Source organism: Sorangium sp. So ce394 (genome assembly GCF_051474665.1).
GTDB classification, from domain to species: Bacteria; Myxococcota_A; Polyangia; order Polyangiales; family Polyangiaceae; genus Sorangium; species Sorangium cellulosum_D.
The window spans coordinates 11,849,054-11,866,947 of record NZ_CP150339.1 but is presented as its reverse complement, the minus strand read 5'-3'; the positions used below and the strand labels follow the sequence as shown (position 1 = coordinate 11,866,947).

The 17,894-nt window shown below is 73.3% G+C and carries 15 protein-coding genes; 7 read left to right on the top strand and 8 right to left on the bottom strand.

What is annotated here, in order from left to right; genetic code table 11:
- Window positions 1-136: 136 nt before the first annotated feature.
- The 3 genes from WMF33_RS43815 to grxC form a co-directional block, all read right to left on the bottom strand.
- Window positions 137-1,369 carry a hypothetical protein gene (locus WMF33_RS43815; RefSeq protein ID WP_437334162.1) on the bottom strand — a complete coding sequence of 411 codons (1,233 nt, stop codon included), beginning with the start codon at window positions 1,367-1,369 and terminating at the stop codon, window positions 137-139.
- Window positions 1,370-1,376: 7 nt separating this feature from the next.
- Complete coding sequence (locus tag WMF33_RS43810; protein ID WP_437334161.1) at window positions 1,377-3,059, bottom strand: serine/threonine-protein kinase; 1,683 nt, start codon at window positions 3,057-3,059, stop codon at window positions 1,377-1,379.
- A 191-nt stretch (window positions 3,060-3,250) separates the two neighbouring features.
- A complete protein-coding gene (gene grxC / locus WMF33_RS43805) occupies window positions 3,251-3,550 on the bottom strand; it encodes a glutaredoxin 3 (RefSeq protein WP_437334160.1) in 300 nt (99 codons plus the stop codon).
- Between the two features lie 74 nt (window positions 3,551-3,624).
- Here grxC and WMF33_RS43800 point away from each other — a divergent pair, with 74 nt between their 5' ends.
- The 4 genes from WMF33_RS43800 to WMF33_RS43785 all read left to right on the top strand — a co-directional run bounded on the left by WMF33_RS43800 (window position 3,625) and on the right by WMF33_RS43785 (window position 8,089).
- Entirely contained in the window at window positions 3,625-6,237 is a 2,613-nt protein-coding gene (locus WMF33_RS43800; protein ID WP_437334159.1) for an ATP-dependent Clp protease ATP-binding subunit, read from the top strand.
- A 343-nt stretch (window positions 6,238-6,580) separates the two neighbouring features.
- Complete coding sequence (gene rplU / locus WMF33_RS43795; RefSeq protein WP_020740951.1) at window positions 6,581-6,889, top strand: 50S ribosomal protein L21; 309 nt, start codon at window positions 6,581-6,583, stop codon at window positions 6,887-6,889.
- Window positions 6,890-6,903: 14 nt separating this feature from the next.
- Window positions 6,904-7,161, top strand: a complete 258-nt coding sequence (rpmA, locus tag WMF33_RS43790; RefSeq protein WP_012240530.1) for a 50S ribosomal protein L27 — start codon at window positions 6,904-6,906, stop codon at window positions 7,159-7,161.
- A gap of 85 nt (window positions 7,162-7,246) precedes the next feature.
- Window positions 7,247-8,089, top strand: coding sequence for an HAD family hydrolase (locus WMF33_RS43785; RefSeq protein ID WP_437334158.1), 843 nt, complete (start codon window positions 7,247-7,249; stop codon window positions 8,087-8,089).
- 72 nt (window positions 8,090-8,161) lie between these two features.
- Here the strand turns inward: WMF33_RS43785 and WMF33_RS43780 are convergent, their stop codons facing one another.
- Complete coding sequence (locus WMF33_RS43780) at window positions 8,162-9,295, bottom strand: tetratricopeptide repeat protein (RefSeq protein ID WP_437334157.1); 1,134 nt, start codon at window positions 9,293-9,295, stop codon at window positions 8,162-8,164.
- 229 nt (window positions 9,296-9,524) lie between these two features.
- On the opposite strand from WMF33_RS43780, the gene WMF33_RS43775 reads away from it, so the two are divergent.
- Window positions 9,525-9,713 (top strand): hypothetical protein, encoded by a 189-nt coding sequence (locus WMF33_RS43775; protein WP_437334156.1) that lies wholly within the window; start codon window positions 9,525-9,527, stop codon window positions 9,711-9,713.
- Here WMF33_RS43775 and recD2 read toward each other — a convergent pair.
- Window positions 9,710-12,148, bottom strand: coding sequence for an SF1B family DNA helicase RecD2 (gene recD2, locus WMF33_RS43770; RefSeq protein WP_437334155.1), 2,439 nt, complete (start codon window positions 12,146-12,148; stop codon window positions 9,710-9,712). The genes WMF33_RS43775 and recD2 overlap by 4 nt on opposite strands.
- Before the next feature lie 73 nt (window positions 12,149-12,221).
- Here recD2 and mutM point away from each other — a divergent pair, with 73 nt between their 5' ends.
- Entirely contained in the window at window positions 12,222-13,088 is an 867-nt protein-coding gene (gene mutM / locus WMF33_RS43765; RefSeq protein ID WP_437334154.1) for a bifunctional DNA-formamidopyrimidine glycosylase/DNA-(apurinic or apyrimidinic site) lyase, read from the top strand.
- A gap of 78 nt (window positions 13,089-13,166) precedes the next feature.
- Window positions 13,167-14,402, top strand: a complete 1,236-nt coding sequence (locus WMF33_RS43760; protein ID WP_437334153.1) for a LysM peptidoglycan-binding domain-containing protein — start codon at window positions 13,167-13,169, stop codon at window positions 14,400-14,402.
- A 72-nt stretch (window positions 14,403-14,474) separates the two neighbouring features.
- Here the strand turns inward: WMF33_RS43760 and WMF33_RS43755 are convergent, their stop codons facing one another.
- The 3 genes from WMF33_RS43755 to WMF33_RS43745 all read right to left on the bottom strand — a co-directional run bounded on the left by WMF33_RS43755 (window position 14,475) and on the right by WMF33_RS43745 (window position 17,869).
- Window positions 14,475-15,107, bottom strand: coding sequence for an AMIN-like domain-containing (lipo)protein (locus tag WMF33_RS43755; RefSeq protein WP_437334152.1), 633 nt, complete (start codon window positions 15,105-15,107; stop codon window positions 14,475-14,477).
- 110 nt (window positions 15,108-15,217) lie between these two features.
- Window positions 15,218-15,748: a thioredoxin family protein gene (locus WMF33_RS43750; protein WP_437334151.1), complete on the bottom strand. Its 531-nt coding sequence runs from the start codon at window positions 15,746-15,748 to the stop codon at window positions 15,218-15,220.
- A 57-nt stretch (window positions 15,749-15,805) separates the two neighbouring features.
- Window positions 15,806-17,869, bottom strand: a complete 2,064-nt coding sequence (locus WMF33_RS43745; protein ID WP_437334150.1) for a TonB family protein — start codon at window positions 17,867-17,869, stop codon at window positions 15,806-15,808.
- Window positions 17,870-17,894 lie beyond the last annotated feature (25 nt).

Genomic DNA, 17,894 nt, shown 5'->3' with positions numbered 1-17,894 from the left:
AGGCCGACCCCCGATCGCTGTTCCCCCGCTGGAGAGGACGGCGAACCATCTACGACTCACCGCGAGGGCGTGCGAGGATACATCCGCCGAGCGGCAGAACAAGGACGGAACGGGCGGGCGCCCGGGCTCGGCCCGCTCACCAGAACGCGTAGCCGGCGTGCAGGCTGCCTCCCAGCTGCAGCAGCACGGAGGAGTAGAGGGGAATGTCGTCGTCGCCGTCCTTGTAGCTGATGCCGCGCGACGACTGGAAATAGCTGTCCAGCGAGAACCCGAGGAGCACGCCGCTGAGGTCCAGCTCGACGCCGACCTCGGAGAACACGAACGCGTTCACCCCCCGCGCGTGCTTGCACCGGCCGTCGCAGATGTCGCCGCCGGGCCCCTTGATGCTGTCGAAGCTCACGTCGTCGTAGGTGAGGCCGCCGCCGATCGAGCCCACGAAACGCCAGGTCTGCCCCGGGGTCATCAGGCGGACGTTCAGCCCGACGCGCGTCGACCCGAGCGTGTAGCTCGCGTTCGGGTAGCTGGGGTGATCCGACCCGGTGGCGATGTTCGCGTACTGGAACATCACGTCGAACGCCGCGGGGGTGTTCACGCGGTAACCCACCCGGATCGAGCCGGCGCCGCCGCTGTTCGCCTCCGGCAGCTGGAACCCGCGCGGGTGGCCGAGCGGCCAGAGCAGCGACGCCGCGCCGATCACGTAGTACCCCTGCGGCGCGAGCGAGAGCGGCACCGGCCGCGGCGGCGGCGGCGGCGGCGGGGGCGTGTACGGCTGCGGCGCCGCGATCGCGGGGGGCTTCTCCGGGGCCAGCGTCAGCTTCACCCGCTTGTCGCGCTCGCCGCTCACCACGGTGACGCTCTGCTCGACGCTCGCGTGGCCATCGGCGCGCGCGCCGATGCGGTGCACCCCCGGCCCGAGCTCCACGACCCGCGTCCCCGACGACGCGGGCGGCTGCTCCTCCCCGTCGATGAGCAGCGCGGCGTCCGGCGGGCTGAGCTCGATCGTGAGGTGGGCGAGCAGCGCGCGCATCTCCTCGATGGCGCTGCGCGCCGTCCGCTCGTCGCCCTCGTCCATCGTGTCGCGGTGCTGCGCGAGCGCGCGCTCGAGCGCCGCGATGGCCCGCGGGTAGTTGAAGAGGGCCTTCTCGGCGAGCGCGATGTTGAAGAGCGGGCTGGCCTTCGGCTTCGCCTCGTAGGCCGCCTCGAACTCGACGATCGCCGCCGGGTAGTTCCGGTCCTGGAACAGCTTGATGCCGTTCTCCATGTGCTGCCGGTACGGCTCGACCTGCGCGAGCGCCGGCGAGAGCTGCGCTGCCAGGCCGAGGAGCGCCGCGCAGAGCGCGACCTGGAGTCGTCCGTGCGATCTGCCCAAGCCCGCCTCAGTCGACCTTCAGCTGCAGACCAGCCGCGACCCCCGCCGGCTTCGACGCCGCGACGTCCGGCCCGACCGGACCCGACGCGGCGGCCTTTGCGCCGGCGCCCGTCGCCCTGGGGCGCGCCGCGAAGGGGAGCGTCGCCGTCTTCTTCGCGCTCGGCGCGGCCTTGGGCGCCGGGGGCGGCGCGGCCTTGGGCGCCGGCTCCGCGGTGGGCGCCGGCTCCGCGGTGGGCGCCGGCTCGGCGGCGGGCACCGGCGCGACCGCCGCCGGCAGCGGGTGGAGCAGGACCTCGATGGGGGCCCTGCCAGCCTGGAGCGTCACTTCCTTGTCCACGGTCGTATATCCGGAGGCCTCGATCCTCACCCGCTTCGTCTCGCCCGTGCGGCCGCGCAGCGTGCGATCGGCCAGCGCCACGCCGTCGACGGTGAAGCGCGCGCCTTCGGCGTTCGTCCGGAGCTCGACGGAGACCTGGGCGGGCGGCGCAGGCGCGGCGGCCTCGGCGCTCTCCGCCGGCGAGCGGCGCGCGTGGAAGGCGGCGCCCGCGAGCCCGCCGACCAGCGCGACGAGCGCTGCCCCGGCGAGCGCGAGCCGCCGCGGCCCGCGCGCGCCCGCGCGCCCGTTGCTCGCCCAGCCCACCTTCGAGCCGGTGCCGGGCACCTCGAGCGTCGGATCCATCGCGATGTTCGGGTCGCCCGGCGTGAGCTTCACCGGCGTGTGCCCGGACACGCCAGGCGCGCTCGTCGTGTGGGCCCCGAGCTCGTCGCTCGAGCTGCGCCGCGCGCCGAGGAGCCCGCCGGCCCCGGCGACCAGCGCGTCCAGGAAATCCCGCGCGGACGAGAACCTCGCGTCCCTGTCGCGCGTGAGCGCCTTGGCGATGACGCGCGCGATCGGCTCGGGGACGGCCGGGTTGCTCATCCGCACGTCCTGGGCGTCCTTCATGCAGATGTTGACGATCACCTGCTCGTACGAGCTGCCGCTGTGCGGCGGGTGCCCGGTGAGGCACTCGTAGAGGATGGCGCCGACCGCCCAGAGATCGGTCCTGCCGTCGACGTCGGGCAGCGCCTGCGCCTGCTCGGGCGACATGTAGAACGGCGTGCCGAGCACCGTGCCCTGCCGGGTCAGCGTGTGCGCCGGGGCGCCGTCGGTGCGGCGCACCTTCGAGATGCCGAAGTCGAGGATCTTCGCGAAGTTCGGGTCGTCGTCGCGGTCGACCAGGAAGATGTTGTCCGGCTTGAGATCGCGGTGGACGATGCCCGCCTCGTGCGCGCGGTGGAGGCCGCGGAGGATCTGCGCGGTCACGTGGAGCGCCTCGCCGAGCTCCAGCCGGCCGCAGCGCCGGATGCGGTGGCCCAGGTCCTCGCCGCGGAGCAGCTCCATGACCAGGAACGGGACGTCGTCGGCGAAGCCGGCGTCGAAGATCTCGACGATGTGCGCGCTCTCGACGGCGCTCGCCGCCTGCGCCTCGCGGTGGAACCGGGCGACGGCGTCCTTGTTCCGCGCGAGCTCGGCGTCGACGAACTTCATCGCGACGCGCTTGCCGATGGCGGTGTTGACCGCCTCGTAGACCGTGCCCATCCCGCCACGACCGATCGTCCGTACGATTTCGTACTTCTGGACCCGCTTTCCGACGAGCGCGCCCTCGACCGGCTGAGTCGCTGCGGCGGTGGTGTCGGTGCTGCTAGGCATGGCGGTTGCGACTCGCGAGGGCGGGGCGGGCGAAGCGCTATGAGGCCCGATGGACGAACCGTATCAAAGAAAGCTGCGCCCCTTCCCTGCGCGGCAGCTTATCACCTACCCCCGCCAGGGTGCACCTTCGCCGGCGGGGGCGGCCAGGGGTGCGCCGGGCGAGGGGCGCCGTCGCACATCGGCCGCTCCTCTCAGCGCGGCAGGGCGGCGGCGTCCGGGCTCGGCGCCTCGGCGAGGCGCGGATCGAGCTGGCCCTGCTTCTCCAGGGCGGACAGCTCGCTGAACCCGCCGATGCTGACGCCGTTGATGAAGATCTGGGGGACCGTGCGCTGCCCGGAGGCCTTGACCAGCCAGGCGCGGAGGTCGTCCCGGCCCTCCACGTTGATCTGCGTGAACTGCACCTGCTTCTGGCTCAGCAGGCGCTTCGCCATGGTGCAGTACCCGCAGTACTCGGTGACGTAGATGGTGACGTCGGCTGCTTGCATGGGCATCTCGTCCTCTTTCCTTTCTCGGGACGGTCGAAGATGCAAGCGCACAGGGCTCCACCTTGCGGTAGGCTGCGCGCATGGCCGAGAAAGAGGGGACGATTCACCTCGATCGCTACACCAGCGACGCGAAGCAGGTCGTCGCCGGCGCCCAGCAGATCGCGGACGAGCGCCAGCACGCCGAGGTCACGCCGCTGCACTTGCTGATGAGGCTGCTGGAGCGTGATCGGGGGGTATCCGAGGTGTTTCGGCGGGCCGGGGCCGACCCGAACGAGGTGCTCCAGCTCGCCGAGAACGCGCTGAAGAAGCTGTCCAAGGCGGGCAACGGCGTGGCGTACGTGAGCCCGCGCCTGCTCGACCTCCTCGGGCGCGCCGAGCGGGAAGCGACCCGCGACAAATCGGCGAACGTCGGCATCGAGCACCTGCTCCACGCGCTCGCGCAGGAGATCCGCGGGCCTGCGGGGGAGATCCTCTCCTCGTTCGGCGTCGGCCCCGGCGCGTTCCGGCCGCACCTCGGCGCGCTCGAGGCGGCCTCGCGCGAGCCCTCGCCCGCGGCGTCCAGCGCGTCGGAGCCCGGGCAGCCGGCGCCGTACACCCGGGACCTCGTCGCCGACGCCCGCGAAGGGCGGTTCGATCCGGTCATCGGTCGCGACGTCGAGGCGCGGCGCCTGCTGCAGATCCTCGAGCGGCGGTTCAAGAACCACCCGCTCATCGTCGGCGAGCCCGGCGTGGGCAAGACCGCGCTCATCCGGGGCCTGGCCGACCGGATCGCCCACGGCGACGTGCCCACGAACCTCGCGGGCGCCCATCTCTACGAGCTCGACACCGGCGCGCTCGTCGCCGGGGCGAAGCTCCGCGGCGAGATCGAGCAGCGCCTCAAGGTCCTGGTCGACCGCCTGCGCGGCGCGCAGGACGCCGAGAGCATCCTCGTCGTCGAGGACCTCGACGCGCTCTTCGGGCAAGGGGTGCAGGGCGCCGGCGTCGGCGAGCTCCTGAAGCCGCTCCTGTCGCGCGGGGAGATCCGGATCATCGCCACGACGACGCCGGAGGGCGTGCGCAAGATCAACGAGCGCGACCCCGGGATCATCCGCCGCTTCTCGACGATCACGCTGGAGGCGCCGAGCATCGATCAGGCGACGGAGATCCTGCGCGGGATCGCGACGAAGTACGAGGCCCACCACCGCGTCCGCGTGGGGGAGAGCGCCATCGCCTCGGCGGTCGCGCTGGCCAAGCGGTACATCTCGGACCGCGCGCTCCCCGACACGGCCGTGGACCTGCTCGACGAGACGTCGGCCCGCAAGCGGGTGGAGGTCGACGGCGTGCCGGCCGAGCTCGACGCCCTGAGCCGGCGCGTCGACGCGCTCCGCGCCCAGATCGCCGCGCTCGCCGACGACGACGACAAGCTCAGCGTCCAGACCCGCGCGCGCCTGGAGGCGGAGCTCGCGGAGATCGAGCCGAAGGCGTCGGCGATGCGCAGCCGCAACGCGTCGCGCCGCGGCGTCATCGCCGCGTGCCAGGCCATCCGCCGGGAGCTCGTCGCCGCGACCGACGCGCTGAAGGCGGCCCAGCGCGACAAGGCGTTCGCCAAGATCGGCGAGCTCGAGCACGTGACCATCCCGGAGATCAAGCGGCGGCTCCAGGCCGCCGAGGAGGCCGCGCAGCGGGAGGGGGTCGCGCCGACCTCGAACGTCGTCGGCGAGTCGGACGTGGCGGCGACGCTCAACGACTGGACCGGCATCCCGGTGGCCAAGATGCTCGAGGGCGAGGCCGAGAAGCTCCTCAAGATGGAGGAGCGGCTCGCGCAGCGGGTGGTGGGCCAGGACGAGGCGGTGCGCGCCATCGCGAAGGCGGTGCGCCGCGGGCGCGTGGGCCTGCGCGATCCGGGCAAGCCGATCGGCTCGTTCCTGTTCCTCGGGCCGAGCGGCGTCGGCAAGACGGAGCTCGCGAAGGCGCTCGCCGAGTTCCTGTTCGACGACGAGCAGGCGCTGACGCGCATGGACATGAGCGAGTTCATGGAGCGCCACATGGCCCAGCGCCTGATCGGGGCGCCCCCGGGCTACGCGGACAGCGAGCAGGGCGGCTTCCTCACCGAGGCGGCCCGGCGCCGGCCGTACAGCGTGCTCCTGTTCGACGAGGTCGAGAAGGCGCACGCGGACGTGTTCAACCTGCTGCTCCAGATCCTCGACGACGGCCGGCTCACGGACGGCCGCGGGCGGCTCGCCGACTTCTCGAACACGGTCGTGATCATGACCTCGAACATCGGGTCGAAGCGCGTGCTCGAGACCGACGCCAAGCTGTGGACCACGGAGGACGGCCGCGAGGCGATCCGCGACGTCCTGCTCGAGGAGCTGCGCGGGTTCTTCCGCCCGGAGTTCCTGAACCGGATCGACGACATCGTCGTGTTCAAGGCGCTCAGCAAGGACGACCTCCGGGGCATCGTGGACATCCAGCTCCGCCGCCTCGAGCAGCTGCTCACCGACAAGGACATCCGCCTCTCGCTCACGGACGCCGCGAAGGCGCGGCTCGTCGAGCTCGGCTACGAGCCCAGCCTCGGCGCGCGCCCGTTGAAGCGGGCGATCCTGCGCGAGCTCCAGAACCCGCTCGCCGAGACCATCCTGGCCGGCGGATACCAGCCCGGCCAGACGATGCGGGTCGACGTGAGCGACGAGAAGTTCGTCTTCACCAAGGCGTGAGGGGAGCGCGCCAGGCCCGAGGCGGGCGCGCGACGGACGCGGCCGGGGCCGGCGCCGCAGGGCCGGCGCCGCAGGGCACGGCGGGGTGCTGCGCGACCGCGGCCCGATCGCGGCCGGCGCTCGGCCTGAGCCGCGGCGGCGGGCGATTTTCGGGCTCTACAGCGTCGCGGCGTACGGTCGGCTCTCCGGGGCGAAGAACCTGGGCGGACGGCGCTGCGAACCTCTTGCCAAGCGAAACAAGGTCCGTATACTGCCGCTCCCTCGCTCACCGGGCCCTCGGCTCGAGGGCCAATGCGTGGCGTAAGGTGAGGGATCGCGGTCCCCAGGTTGAGGAAGACGCACCATGTACGCGGTCATCAAGACGGGCGGCAAGCAGTATCGGGTCGCCGAAGGTCAGAAGCTCCGGGTCGAGAAGCTTGCCGGCAATGCCGGTGACAAGGTCACCTTCAGCGAGGTGCTCCTCGTCGGCGGCGACTCCCCCAAGATTGGCAAGCCCCTCGTGAGCGGCGCCTCCGTCGCAGCCGAGATCACCGGGCAGGACCGCGGCAAGAAGATCGTGGTCTTCAAGTTCAAGCGCCGGAAGAACTACCGCCGCAAGAACGGCCACCGTCAGCCGTACACCGAGCTCAAGATCACCGGCATCACCGCCTAGCAGGAGAAGTAGACATGGCTCACAAAAAAGGCGGCGGCTCCTCCAGGAACGGCCGCGACTCGAACGCGCAGCGCCGTGGGGTGAAGGTGTACGCCGGCGCGCCGGTGCGCGCTGGCAACATCCTGGTCCGGCAGGTCGGTTCCTCGATCCACGCCGGCCACAACGTCGGCACCGGCCGCGACTTCACGCTCTTCGCCCTCGTCGATGGCGTCGTGACGTACGAGTGGAAGTCCAACACCAAGAAGCAGGTGTCGGTCTACCCGGCGTCCTGAGCTCTCCGCACCGGGACGGCCTCATGAGCCGTCCCCTCGCGTCCCGCCTGTTGCGCTCCGCGCGCTCACGTTTCACCCCAACGCGGTGACGACCTACAAGCTCCTCGCCCTCGACGTCGACGGGACCCTCGTCCGGCGCGACGGCTCCATCCACGACGAAGACCTCCTCGCCATCCAGCGGCTCCAGAGCGCCGGCATCCCGGTCTCGATCGCGACCGGGCGCCTGTACTCCGGGACGCGCGAGGTCGCGCGGCGGGTCGGCGTGCTCGGCCCCATCGCGTGCGTCGACGGCAGCCACATCGTGCACACCGAGGGCGACGCGCACCTGTACTCGCGCACGATCTCCGGCGCCCACGCGGCCCTGCTGCGCTCGATCACCGAGCGGCACGCGACGGCGTCGTTCCTCTTCGCGCAGGACAGCATCGTCCACGACGCGACCGGCACGCCGCACGTCCACTACGTCCGCGGTTGGTCGCACGCGATCGCCGAGGTCGAGCGCGTCTCGTCGCACCCGTACTGGGAGCACGAGCACGGGCTGCTCGCGCTGGTGGCGATCGGGACCGAGCTGCAGGTCATGGCCGCCGTCGAGGAGGTCCGGTCCGAGCTCGGCGAGGCGGCCTTCGTCATCTCGTTCCCGTTCCTGCGCGACGGTCACACGAGCCTCTGGGCCATGATGGTCCGCGCGTCCGGGTCGACGAAGGGGACGGCGATCGCGTGGCTCGCGGAGCACTACGGCTGCGCGACGTCGGACGTGGTCGTCGTCGGCGACTGGCTCAACGATCTGCCGATGTTCGAGGTCGCGGGGCGATCGTTCGCGATGGCGCAGGCGCCCGAGGACGTGAAGCAGGCCGCGACCGACCGCCTGGAGGCCGACGGCCTGCGCGGCGGGGGCATCGCCGAAGCGATCCGCCGCGCCTTCGGTCGCTGAGCCGAGCGGCAGAGGGCGCCGAAGAGCAGCGGGGGGAGCGCCGCTCGGCGCTCCCCCGCGCGAAGCGCTGTGTCAGGCCTTGCGCTGCGCCGGCTGGGACGCGGCGGCGAGCTGCTGCTGCTGCTGCTGCAGGTACTGCGCGACGGCGCGCGAGCGCTCGATGGCGAACTGCTTGACCTCCTTGTTCGGAGAGCCCGCGAGCGCGTTCAGCAGCTTGGTCACCTTCTCGAGCTGGCGCGACTGGAACAGCGCCTCGAAGTAGTTGTTGGCCAGGCGCACGTCGCGGCTCATCTTCGCCTCGTGCGGCTGGAGCAGGCGGACCACCGCCTCGAGGTCGTTCTTCTGCCCGTACAGCGCCGAGAGACAGAGCAGCGCCAGCGGGTTGTCCGGGTTCAGCGCGACCGCCTTCTTGGCGTACTCGACCGCCTTGTCCCGCGTCTCCTCGTTGGCCGCGTAGAAGCCCTGGATCGCGATGTACGGCGCCGGCGTCTTCTTGTCGGCCGAGAACTTCTCGATCTCGGCGACCGCGCTCGCCTCGTCGCCGCGCTGCTTCAGGTACTGGAAGAGGTAGGCCCACGCGTCGATGCACTCGACGTCGATCGCGATCGCCTTCTCGATGAACTCGCGCTCCTTCGCGTCTTCCTTGCGCGCCTGGTAGAGCTTCGCGAGGTGCAGCGACGGGTAGGGGTTGTCCTTGAGCAGGTTCTGCGCGCCCTTCAGCGTCCCCTCGGCCTTGTCGTGCTTGTCCTGCGAGAGCTGCGCGATGCCGAGCGCGAGCCAGTCGTCGCCCGTGCCGCCCTTCGCGACCACCTTCGAGAGCACCTGCTCGGCGCGCTGCAGCCGGTTGTGCTTGAGGAGCTCCTGCGCGTAGATGCGCCCGCGGTTCAGATCGTCGGGCTGCTCGGTCCAGTGCTTCTCGAGGCCGGCGAGCAGGTCCTCCAGGCCGATCGCGATCGGGCGCCCCTGGTCGTCCTGCACCTGGACCGCCGGCCCGTTGAAGCCGAGGAGCTGCCACATCTGATCGAGGGTCACCGCCGCGGGGCCCTTCTCGATCAGACCCTTCAGCTCATCGGTCGGCTTGTTGACCGGGATGACGATGAGCGCGTTCCCCGGCACGCCGTTCGGGAACGCGCTCACGGGCGCGACGATCGCTGCCCCTCCCGCGATATTGAGCCCAGCCGCCTGCTGCTGTCCGTTCGTCGTCATCGTCGATGCTCCGAGATCTCTTCCCCACGCGCGCCGAGGCGCAGGCATCACCCAGCCTCGCCCCGGTACCCTGCGCGCCAAATTGATGGGGGCCGTAGTTCGTGTAGAAGGGGCGCGAACGCTAGCAGGGAGGGCCCACCCGGGCAACGGGGGAGCTCGGAGAGCACGGCCCCGCGCCGCGGTCTGTCCGCCCGGGTTTACGCCCGAGCTTCCACCCGAGTTTCCACCCGTGATTCCAGTGAATTTCGCCGCGCTCGCCGCGCTCCGGACCTGCCGCGCTGCGGCTTGCGTCGCCGCTGCCGTCGCTGCGCCGCGCGGCTCGCTGTCGCTCGTGGGATCGCTGTCGTGCTCGCTGTCGCTCTCGCCGTCACGGACGCTCATCTCGCTCGCCCTCTCCCTGCTCCGCGCGCCGTCCTAGTCGAGTCGCGGGCCGGCGGCGAGGGCCGGCTTGAGCTCGCGCGCCGGCCCGGAGCGCGCCGGCGCCGCGCTGCGCAACCGCTCCGCCAGGTGGGTCCGGCGCTCCTCCTTCCGGGTCTCCGCCAGCGCCAGCGACACGGCCCGCGGATCCGCGACGAGCACCACGAGCCGCTTGCCGCGCGTCACCGCCGTGTAGATGAGGTTCCGCGAGAGCATCACGAAATGCTGGGTGAGGATCGGCACGATCACCGCCGGATATTCGCTCCCCTGGCTCTTGTGGATGCTCGTCGCGTAGGCGAGCGTCAGCTCCTCGAGCTCCGCTTCTTCGTAGCTGACCTCGCGATCGTCGAAGCGCACCTGGAGCTTCCGCTCCTCGGCGTTCACCTCCGTGACGAACCCCACGTCGCCGTTGTAGACCTCGCGGTCGTAGTCGTTGCGGAGCTGCATCACCTTGTCGCCGAGCCGCAGCGTCCGCGCGCCGCGCGTGACGGTCGGGCCCTCGGGGTTCAGCGCCGCCTGCAGCCGCGCGTTCAGGGCGATCGCGCCGGCCTCGCCCTTGTGCATCGGCGTCAGCACCTGCACGTCCCGCCGCGGGTCCAGCCCGAACCCCTTGGCGATGCGCTCGGTCACGAGGTGGAGGATCAGCTCCGCCGCCGCCTCGGCCTCGGTCCGCTCGATGACGTAGAACTCGCCGCCGGGCCCGCGCGCGCCCTCCGGCGGCTCGCCGTCGTGGATCCGGTGCGCGTTCCGGACGATGAGGCTGCCCTCGGCCTGCCGGAAGATCTGCGTGAGCCGCACCGTGGGCACCTCGCCGGAGGCGATCACGTCCCGCAGCACCGCGCCCGGCCCGACCGACGGCAGCTGGTCGACGTCGCCCACCAGCACGAGCCGCGCCGCGTCGGACGTGGCCTGGAGGAGCGCGTCGGCGAGCGCCAGATCGAGCATCGACGCCTCGTCGACCACGATCGCCGCCGCCTCGATCGGGCGGCCCCGCTGGCGGCCGAACTTGCGCTGCTTCGGGTCGAACTCCAGGAGGCGGTGGAGCGTGACCGCCTCGCGCCCGGTCGCCTCGCTCATCCGCTTGGCGGCGCGGCCCGTGGGCGCGGCGAGCCGCACCGGCAGCCGGGCGCGGTCGAAGAGCGCCAGGATGGCCCGGACGATGGTCGTCTTGCCGACGCCGGGGCCGCCCGTGATGACCAGCACCTTGTTCCGCGCCGCCTGCTCCACGGCGCTGCGCTGCGCGGGCGCCAGCGAGACCTTCGTCTTCTCCTCGAACGCGGCGATCGCCGCGTCGACGCCCTCCGCGAGGCGCGCGTCGCCGGCCGCGCCGTCGTCGTCGTCCCCGAGCAGCGAGCGCATCCGGCGCGCGAGCCGCACCTCGGCCTCGTAGAGGTCCTTCGGGTAGACGGCCACCTCGCCGGTCGACAGCGCCTCGACGCGCACGTGGCCGCTCGCCGCGAGCGCGTCGATCGCGCCGTCGACCTCGGCGGCGTCGCGCTCGAGCATCGCCGCGGCGAGCTCCGCGAGCTCCGGCCGCTCCGCCAGCGTGTGCCCGCGGGTCGACAGGTCGACGAGCGTCTGCAGCACGCCCGCCTGCGCCCGCTCGGGCGAGTCGGCCCGGACGCCGATCGAGCGCGCGATCCGGTCGGCGGTCTTGAAGCCGATGCCCCACACGTCGAGCGCGAGCCGGTACGGGGAGCGGGAGACGATGTCGATCGCGTGGGGGCCGAACCGCTTGTAGATGCGGCTCGCCAGCGCCGGGGAGGCGCCGTGCGCCTGGAGGAAGATCATGATGGCCCCGATCGCCCGCTGCGCCGCCCACGCCTTCGCGACCGCCTGCGCCCTGCGCTGGCCGAGCCCGGGGACCTCGGCGAGCCGCTCCGGCGACCGGTCGAGGATCTCCAGCGTCTCGGCGCCGAACGCCTCCACGATCCGCTTGGCGTACGCGGGCCCGATGCCCTGCACCATGCCCGACCCGAGGTAGCGCTCGAGCCCGTCGAGCGTGGCGGGGGCGATCGGCAGCAGGGTCTCGACCTTGAGCTGCTCGCCGTGCTTCGGATCGCGCTCGTAGCGCCCCGTCGCGCGCACGCGCGTGCCGGGGACGACCTGCGGGAACACCCCGACCCAGACCTCCGGGGCGGCGCCGGGGGCGACCTCCACCCGCAGCACCCGGAAGCCGCTCGACTCGTTCTCGTAGGTGACGCGGGCGACCTCGCCCTCGACCGTCGCGGGCCCGTTGCCCGCCGCCTCCCTGGCCGAGAAGAGCCGCTGCTGGCCCCCGCCGCCCGGCGGGCGCTCGCCGGCCCCGCCGGGGCGCTCGCCGGCCCCGCCGGGGCGCTCGGCGCGCTCGTGCGGGCGCGGCGCGCCGTCCGGCGGCGGCGCGGCTGCCCCCCGGGCTGCCCGATCGGGGCGGCCGCTCCGCTGGGACCCTTGCACGAGGGCAGCATGTAGCCGCCGGCCCGCCGGCGGCAACGCCCTCGTGCGCCGCGGCGCGTGATACTCCTCGCGGGTGCCGGAGCTCCCCGAGGTCGAGCACGCCGCCGCCTCGCTGCGCCGCTTCCTGGCGGGCGACCGGATCGCGTCCGCCGAGGGCGACCGCACCCGCCTGTTCCGCGGATCGAGCCGCGACGCTTTCGAGCGCGATCTCCCGGGCCGCGCGCTCGAGCGCCTCACGCGCTTCGGCAAGTACCTTACGCTCGAGCTCGACGCCGGCGTGGTGCTGCTCAGCCACCTCGGGATGACCGGCAAATGGGTGCGCCGCTCGCCGGGCGAGCCCGCGCCGGCGCACAGCCGCGCCCGGCTGCTGCTCGCCTCGGGGAGCGTGCTCCACTACAGCGATCCGCGGCTCCTCGGCCGCCTCGCGGTCCTGCGCGGCGTCTCGCCGGGCGAGATCCCCGAGATCGCCGCGCTCGGCCCGGATCCGCTGCGCGACGGGATCGACGTGGACGCCCTGGCGCGGCGCGCGCGGGCGAGCGCGCGCGCCGTGAAGGCGATCCTCATGGACCAGGCGGTGATCGCCGGCCTCGGCAACATCCAGGCGACCGAGGCGCTCTTCCGGGCCGGCGTGCACCCGGCGCGGCCAGGCCGATCCCTCTCGCGCGAGGAGGTGGCCGCGATCGCCGCCGGCGCCCTGGGCTCGATCGCGCACACGCTCCGGGCGATCGGCGGCGGGGAGATCGCTTACCTGTCCGAGTCCGGCGCGACGCCGAACCCGTTCCTCGTCTACGCGCGCGCCGGCCAGCCGTGCCCCCGCTGCGGCGCGGCGCTGGAGACGCGCGCGATCGGCGGCCGCTCCAGCGCCTTCTGCCCGCGCTGCCAGCCGGAGCGCGGCCGCGCGCGGGCGCGAGCAGGGCCGCGCAGGGCGCCCCGGCGCTGAACACCCGTCGCGCGAAGGGATTTGCGCCGCGGGCCCGCGGTTGGCGTGACATCTTCGTGCCGGTATAGTGGCCCCGCGATGGGCCGCAGCACCTTGCTTTCCGTCCTCTGCGCCCTCGTTCTCGCGGGCTGTGCCGGGAGCGCGCCGGAGGCGGCGCGGTCCAAGGACCGCCTGCTGCGCGCGACCGCCTCGGTCGCCGTGGAGCCGGGCGCCGGCGCGCCGGCGCCCGGGGCAGCGGCGGAGGACGCCGCGCACGCGGACGCGCACGAGCACGAAGACGAGGTGGACGAGGACGGCGCCGAGGCCGACGACGGCCTGGATCTGCGGGTGGATCCGGGCGCCGGCACGCGCGCGCACTCGCCGCTCGCGGCGATGACCGAGGCCCAGATCGAGGAGCTGCTCGCGAAGGACCCGGCGGCGCTGGGGCCGATGTCGGTGGGCGCCACCAACGCGGGCGCGCTGTTCAACGGCATCCGGATGCCCGAGAGCGACCGGTGGGAGCTCGTCGATCCGGGCCACGCCTGGGGGACGCGCGAGACGGTCGACGCGCTCGACCGGGCGATCGCGGAGGTGCACCGGCAGTTCCCGGGCAGCCCGAAGCTCTACATCGGGCACATCAGCGCCCGGGACGGCGGCCGGCTCTCTCCGCACAAGAGCCACCAGGCCGGGCGCGACGTCGACATCAGCTATTTCCTTGACGCGCGGCACCGCTGGTACCAGCGGGCCACGGCGGCGAACCTCGATCGAGAGCGCACCTGGGCCTTCGTCCGGGCGCTCATCACCGAGACCGACGTGGAGCTCATCCTCATCGACAGCAGCGTGCAGCGGCTGCTCAAGGAGCACGCGCTGAAGATCGGCGAGGACAAGGACTGGCTCGACGAGGTCTTCCAGTACGGGTCGAGGAAAGCGCGCCCGCTCATCCGCCATGCCCGGGGGCACGCGAACCACATCCACATCCGGTTCTACAGCCCGGTGGCGCAGGAGTCGGCCGTGCGCGCGTACCCGCTGCTCGTGAAGCGCGGGGCGATCAAGCCGACGGCGCACTACGTGCGGCACACCGCGAAGAAGGGGCAGACGCTGGGCTCGCTGGCCCGGCAGTACGGCACCACGGTGGAGGCGATCAAGCGGGCGAACGGCCTGCGCTCGACGGCGATCCAGGCGAAGCGCGTCTACAACATCCCGCGGCCGTCGAGCGGCCCCGCCGCCCCGCCGAAGCACGTCGTCGTGCCGCCGCGCCGGCTGCCCCCGCCGCGGGCCGCGGAGGCGTCGCCGCCGGTGCGCCACGACGAAGCCGGGCCGGCGCTGGGCGGCTGAGAGCCGCGGGAGGGGCTCCGCCGCCGGCCCTCCGGGAGCGCGGTCGGCCTGCGGGCGCGGCCTCGGCCCCGCTCAGTGCTTCACGTCGACGACGAGCCGCGCCGGCTTGGTCAGCTCGAGGACGCGGTACTTGTTCGGCGACGAGACCCCGAGCACCCACGTCACCTCGGCCTCGAAGTCGCACGTCCGCTCGAGCTCCAGCGCCACGCCGAGCGCGAGCTTCCGCTCGCGGAACGGGATCGTGGCCTTCCCCTCGTCCGTGTGCGCCGCGGCGGGGGTCATGCGCACGGCGAGCCACCCGTCGCCGGCGATCTCGGTCGCCTCGCCCGAGCCGCACTGCCGCACCGGCTTGTCGATGTAGTCGACGTGGTAGCCCGGCACCGCGTCCCCCTCGAACTCGAACACGACGCGGTCGTAGTGCTCGTGCCGGGCCGCGCGCACGTCGCGCAGGACCGCGACCTTCGCGCCGGCGCGCGGCTTGTCGGTGGCGCCCGCGGTGCCCTCGAACGTGTCGGTGCTCGTGGGATCCGCCGCCTTCGGAGGCCGCGGCGTGGGCGGCTCGTCGTCCACGGCCGGCCCTTCGGGGCGCGTGTCGATCGGCGTCACCTGCGGGACGGGCTGAGCAGGCTCGCTGCCGGCGCCGCCGCGGCAGCCCGCGGCGAGCGACACGGTTGCGGCGGCGAGCAGGAGGTCGGCGGTCCTCATGAGAGGGCATTCATGGCGCCACGGCCGCCGAACGTCCACTGCGACGACGCGGCGCGCGCGCCGCCGCGGGCATCGCGGGGGGCGGCGCTTCCTGCGCGCGCCGCCGAGGATCACCGCGAGGGCGCCCGCGCCCTGGCCAGGATCGCCGCGAGCCGGGGCACGATCTCGTCCACCGCGCGCTCGCCCTTCACCGACCCCTCGATGCGGAGGCGCGTCCCCCGGCCGTCCTCGCCGGGCACGACGAACAGCGGGATCATCTTCGACGCGTAACCGGCCTCGGCGAGCCGATCCCGGTCGCGGTCGAGGTCGAACTCGAGCAGGCGCAGCGCCGGGAAGGCCGCGTCGAGCTGGCCCGCCTTCACGGCGTCGTGGAACCTCGTGCACGGCTCGCACCACGGCGCGCCCACGTAGACGACGAGCTCGCGCCCCTCCCGCCGGGCGCGCTCCCGCGCCGCTTGCACCAGCGCCGGCACCTCGCCGCCGTCCGGCGCGAGCTCGACCTCGGCCCGCAGCGCCGCCGGCCGCGCGACGCCGCTCCCTGCGGCCGGCGCGGAGGTCTCCTCCCGCGAGCAGCCGAGGAGCGCCGCGAGACAGAGCACCAGCCCGGCGCCAGCCGACCCCTTCCGGCCATGACCGTTCACGTCGTCGTCTCCCTCTCGGGCACGGTCTTGCTCACGGCGGCCGGCTGCGCCAGCGCCTCAGGGGAGCACGAGCTTGATCGAGAACACGTAGTCGACGTTGACCGGCCGGCCCTGGTAGGTGACCGGCTTGTAGCGGCTCGCCGCGAGCGCCTCGAGGACCGCCTCGTTCATGTGGGGCACGCCCTTGACGATCCGGCAGCCGGTGAGGCTGCCGGCCGTCGTCACCACGCACTTCGCGAGGACCGTCCCCTCGACCCGCGCCTGCCGCGCCTGCCGCGTGTAGACGACCGCGGGCGCGGCGATCGGCACGGGGCGCGTCATCCCCTCCTGGAACGGCAGGATCTCGGGGGCGGCTGGCGCCGGCGCGGCCGGCGCCGCCGCGGCCCCGGCCGCCGGAGGCTCCGGCGCGGCGATCGCGGCCGGCTGGGCGGCGCTCGGCCCGGCAGCGACGGGCCCGGCGCTCGGCGACGGCCCATCGCTCGGCGGCCCGGCGCTCGGCGGCTCCGCCGGGGGCGCCGGCTCCGGGAGCGCGCTCGCCGCGGCGTGCGGGCTCGGCGCCGGCGCCGCCGCGGCGAGCGCCTCGAGCTCCGCCGAGGCGGTCTCGTCCTCGGGGCGGACGACCAGCACGGCCGGCTTGTAGCCGGGCTTGGTCAGATTGAGCCGGTACTCGGCCGTGGTCCCGGCGCCCTGCAGCACGAGCCGGCACGGGGTCGAAAGGCAGACCTCCGTCCCGCGGTCGGACACGCGGGCCCCGGGCGGGGCGCTCTCGATCCTCACGATCCTGAACTCGGCCGCGGCGCTGGGCTCTCGGCCCACCGAGGCCTCGACGGGCATGGCGAGCGGCACCGGGGCGGGCTGCGCGGCGGCCGGGGCGCTCGCGGCGTCCGGAGCGCGCCCGCGCACGTGCCCGGTGAGCGCCAGCACGAGCCCCCCGCCGACGATCGCCGCGACGAGCGCCACGATGTAGACGGACACCGGCGCAGGACGAGCAGGGCCGACGGAGCCGCCGACCGTCGGCGGCGCCTGGGCCGGAGAGAGCGAGTCGCCCTGCGGCTGGCGGATCGGCGCGGCGGGCTCGCTCGCCCCGGCGCGGGGCGGCGCGTCCAGCTCGCTCGGCGACGGCGAGAGGGCCGAGAGGCGCGGCCCCGAGTTCGACGGCGCCGAGGGCAGCGCGCCGCCGAGCTGCGCCACGGACAGCCGCTCGGGCGCCGAGGCCCGCGCGAGATCGATCGGCTCGCCGGCCGCGCTCTTCAGCGCGATGAGACACTCCTTCATCGACTGGAAGCGCCTGTCCGGGTCCTTCTCGAGACACCGCATCACGATGGCTTCCATCGCCGGCGACACGAGCGCGCCCTGAGCGCTCCCGGCGAGCGGCGGCGGCGGCTCGCTGACGTGGGCCATGAGGGTCGCCGTGGGCACCTTCTTGTCGAACGGCACCTTGCCCGAGAGCATCTCGTAGAGCAGGACGCCGAGCGCGTAGATGTCCGCGCGCGGCGAGAGCTCGTGGCCCATCGCCTGCTCCGGCGCGGTGTACTTGGGAGAGCCGATGAACAGGCCCTTCTGGGTCAGATCGTCCAGGTCCTGCCCCGAGACGTCCTTGACCAGGCCGAAGTCGAGCACCTTGACGAAGTCCTTCTCGTCCCCCTGGTCGACGAGGAGCACATTGCTCGGCTTGAGATCCCGGTGCACGAGGCCGAGGCCGTGCGCCTCGATGAGCGCGCGGCAGATCTGCCGCGCGATCCGGCTCGCGCGCGCCTCGGGGAGCGCGCCCTCGTCGTGGAGCACACGGTGCAGCGTACGGCCAGCGATGTACTCCATCGCGATGAAATAAATGCCGCGCGGATCGTCCCTGCCGTAATCGAAGACGGTGACGGAGTTCGGGTGGGTGAGCCGCGCCGCGGTCGCGGCCTCGCGTGAAAAGCGCCGGAAGAACTCCGGATCTTGCTCGTGGCGTTCGTCGGGCACGAGGAGCTTGAGGGCGCAGATCCGTCCCAGGGCCGATTGCTCTGCCCTGTACACCTTGCCCATACCCCCGCGCGCGATGAGCGATACGATCCGATATCGACCGGCGATCGTCGCGCCGATGAGCGGGTCTTGACCGCTGCTCCTGGTCGCACCCATGCCGTTCATCATACGCACGACGGCG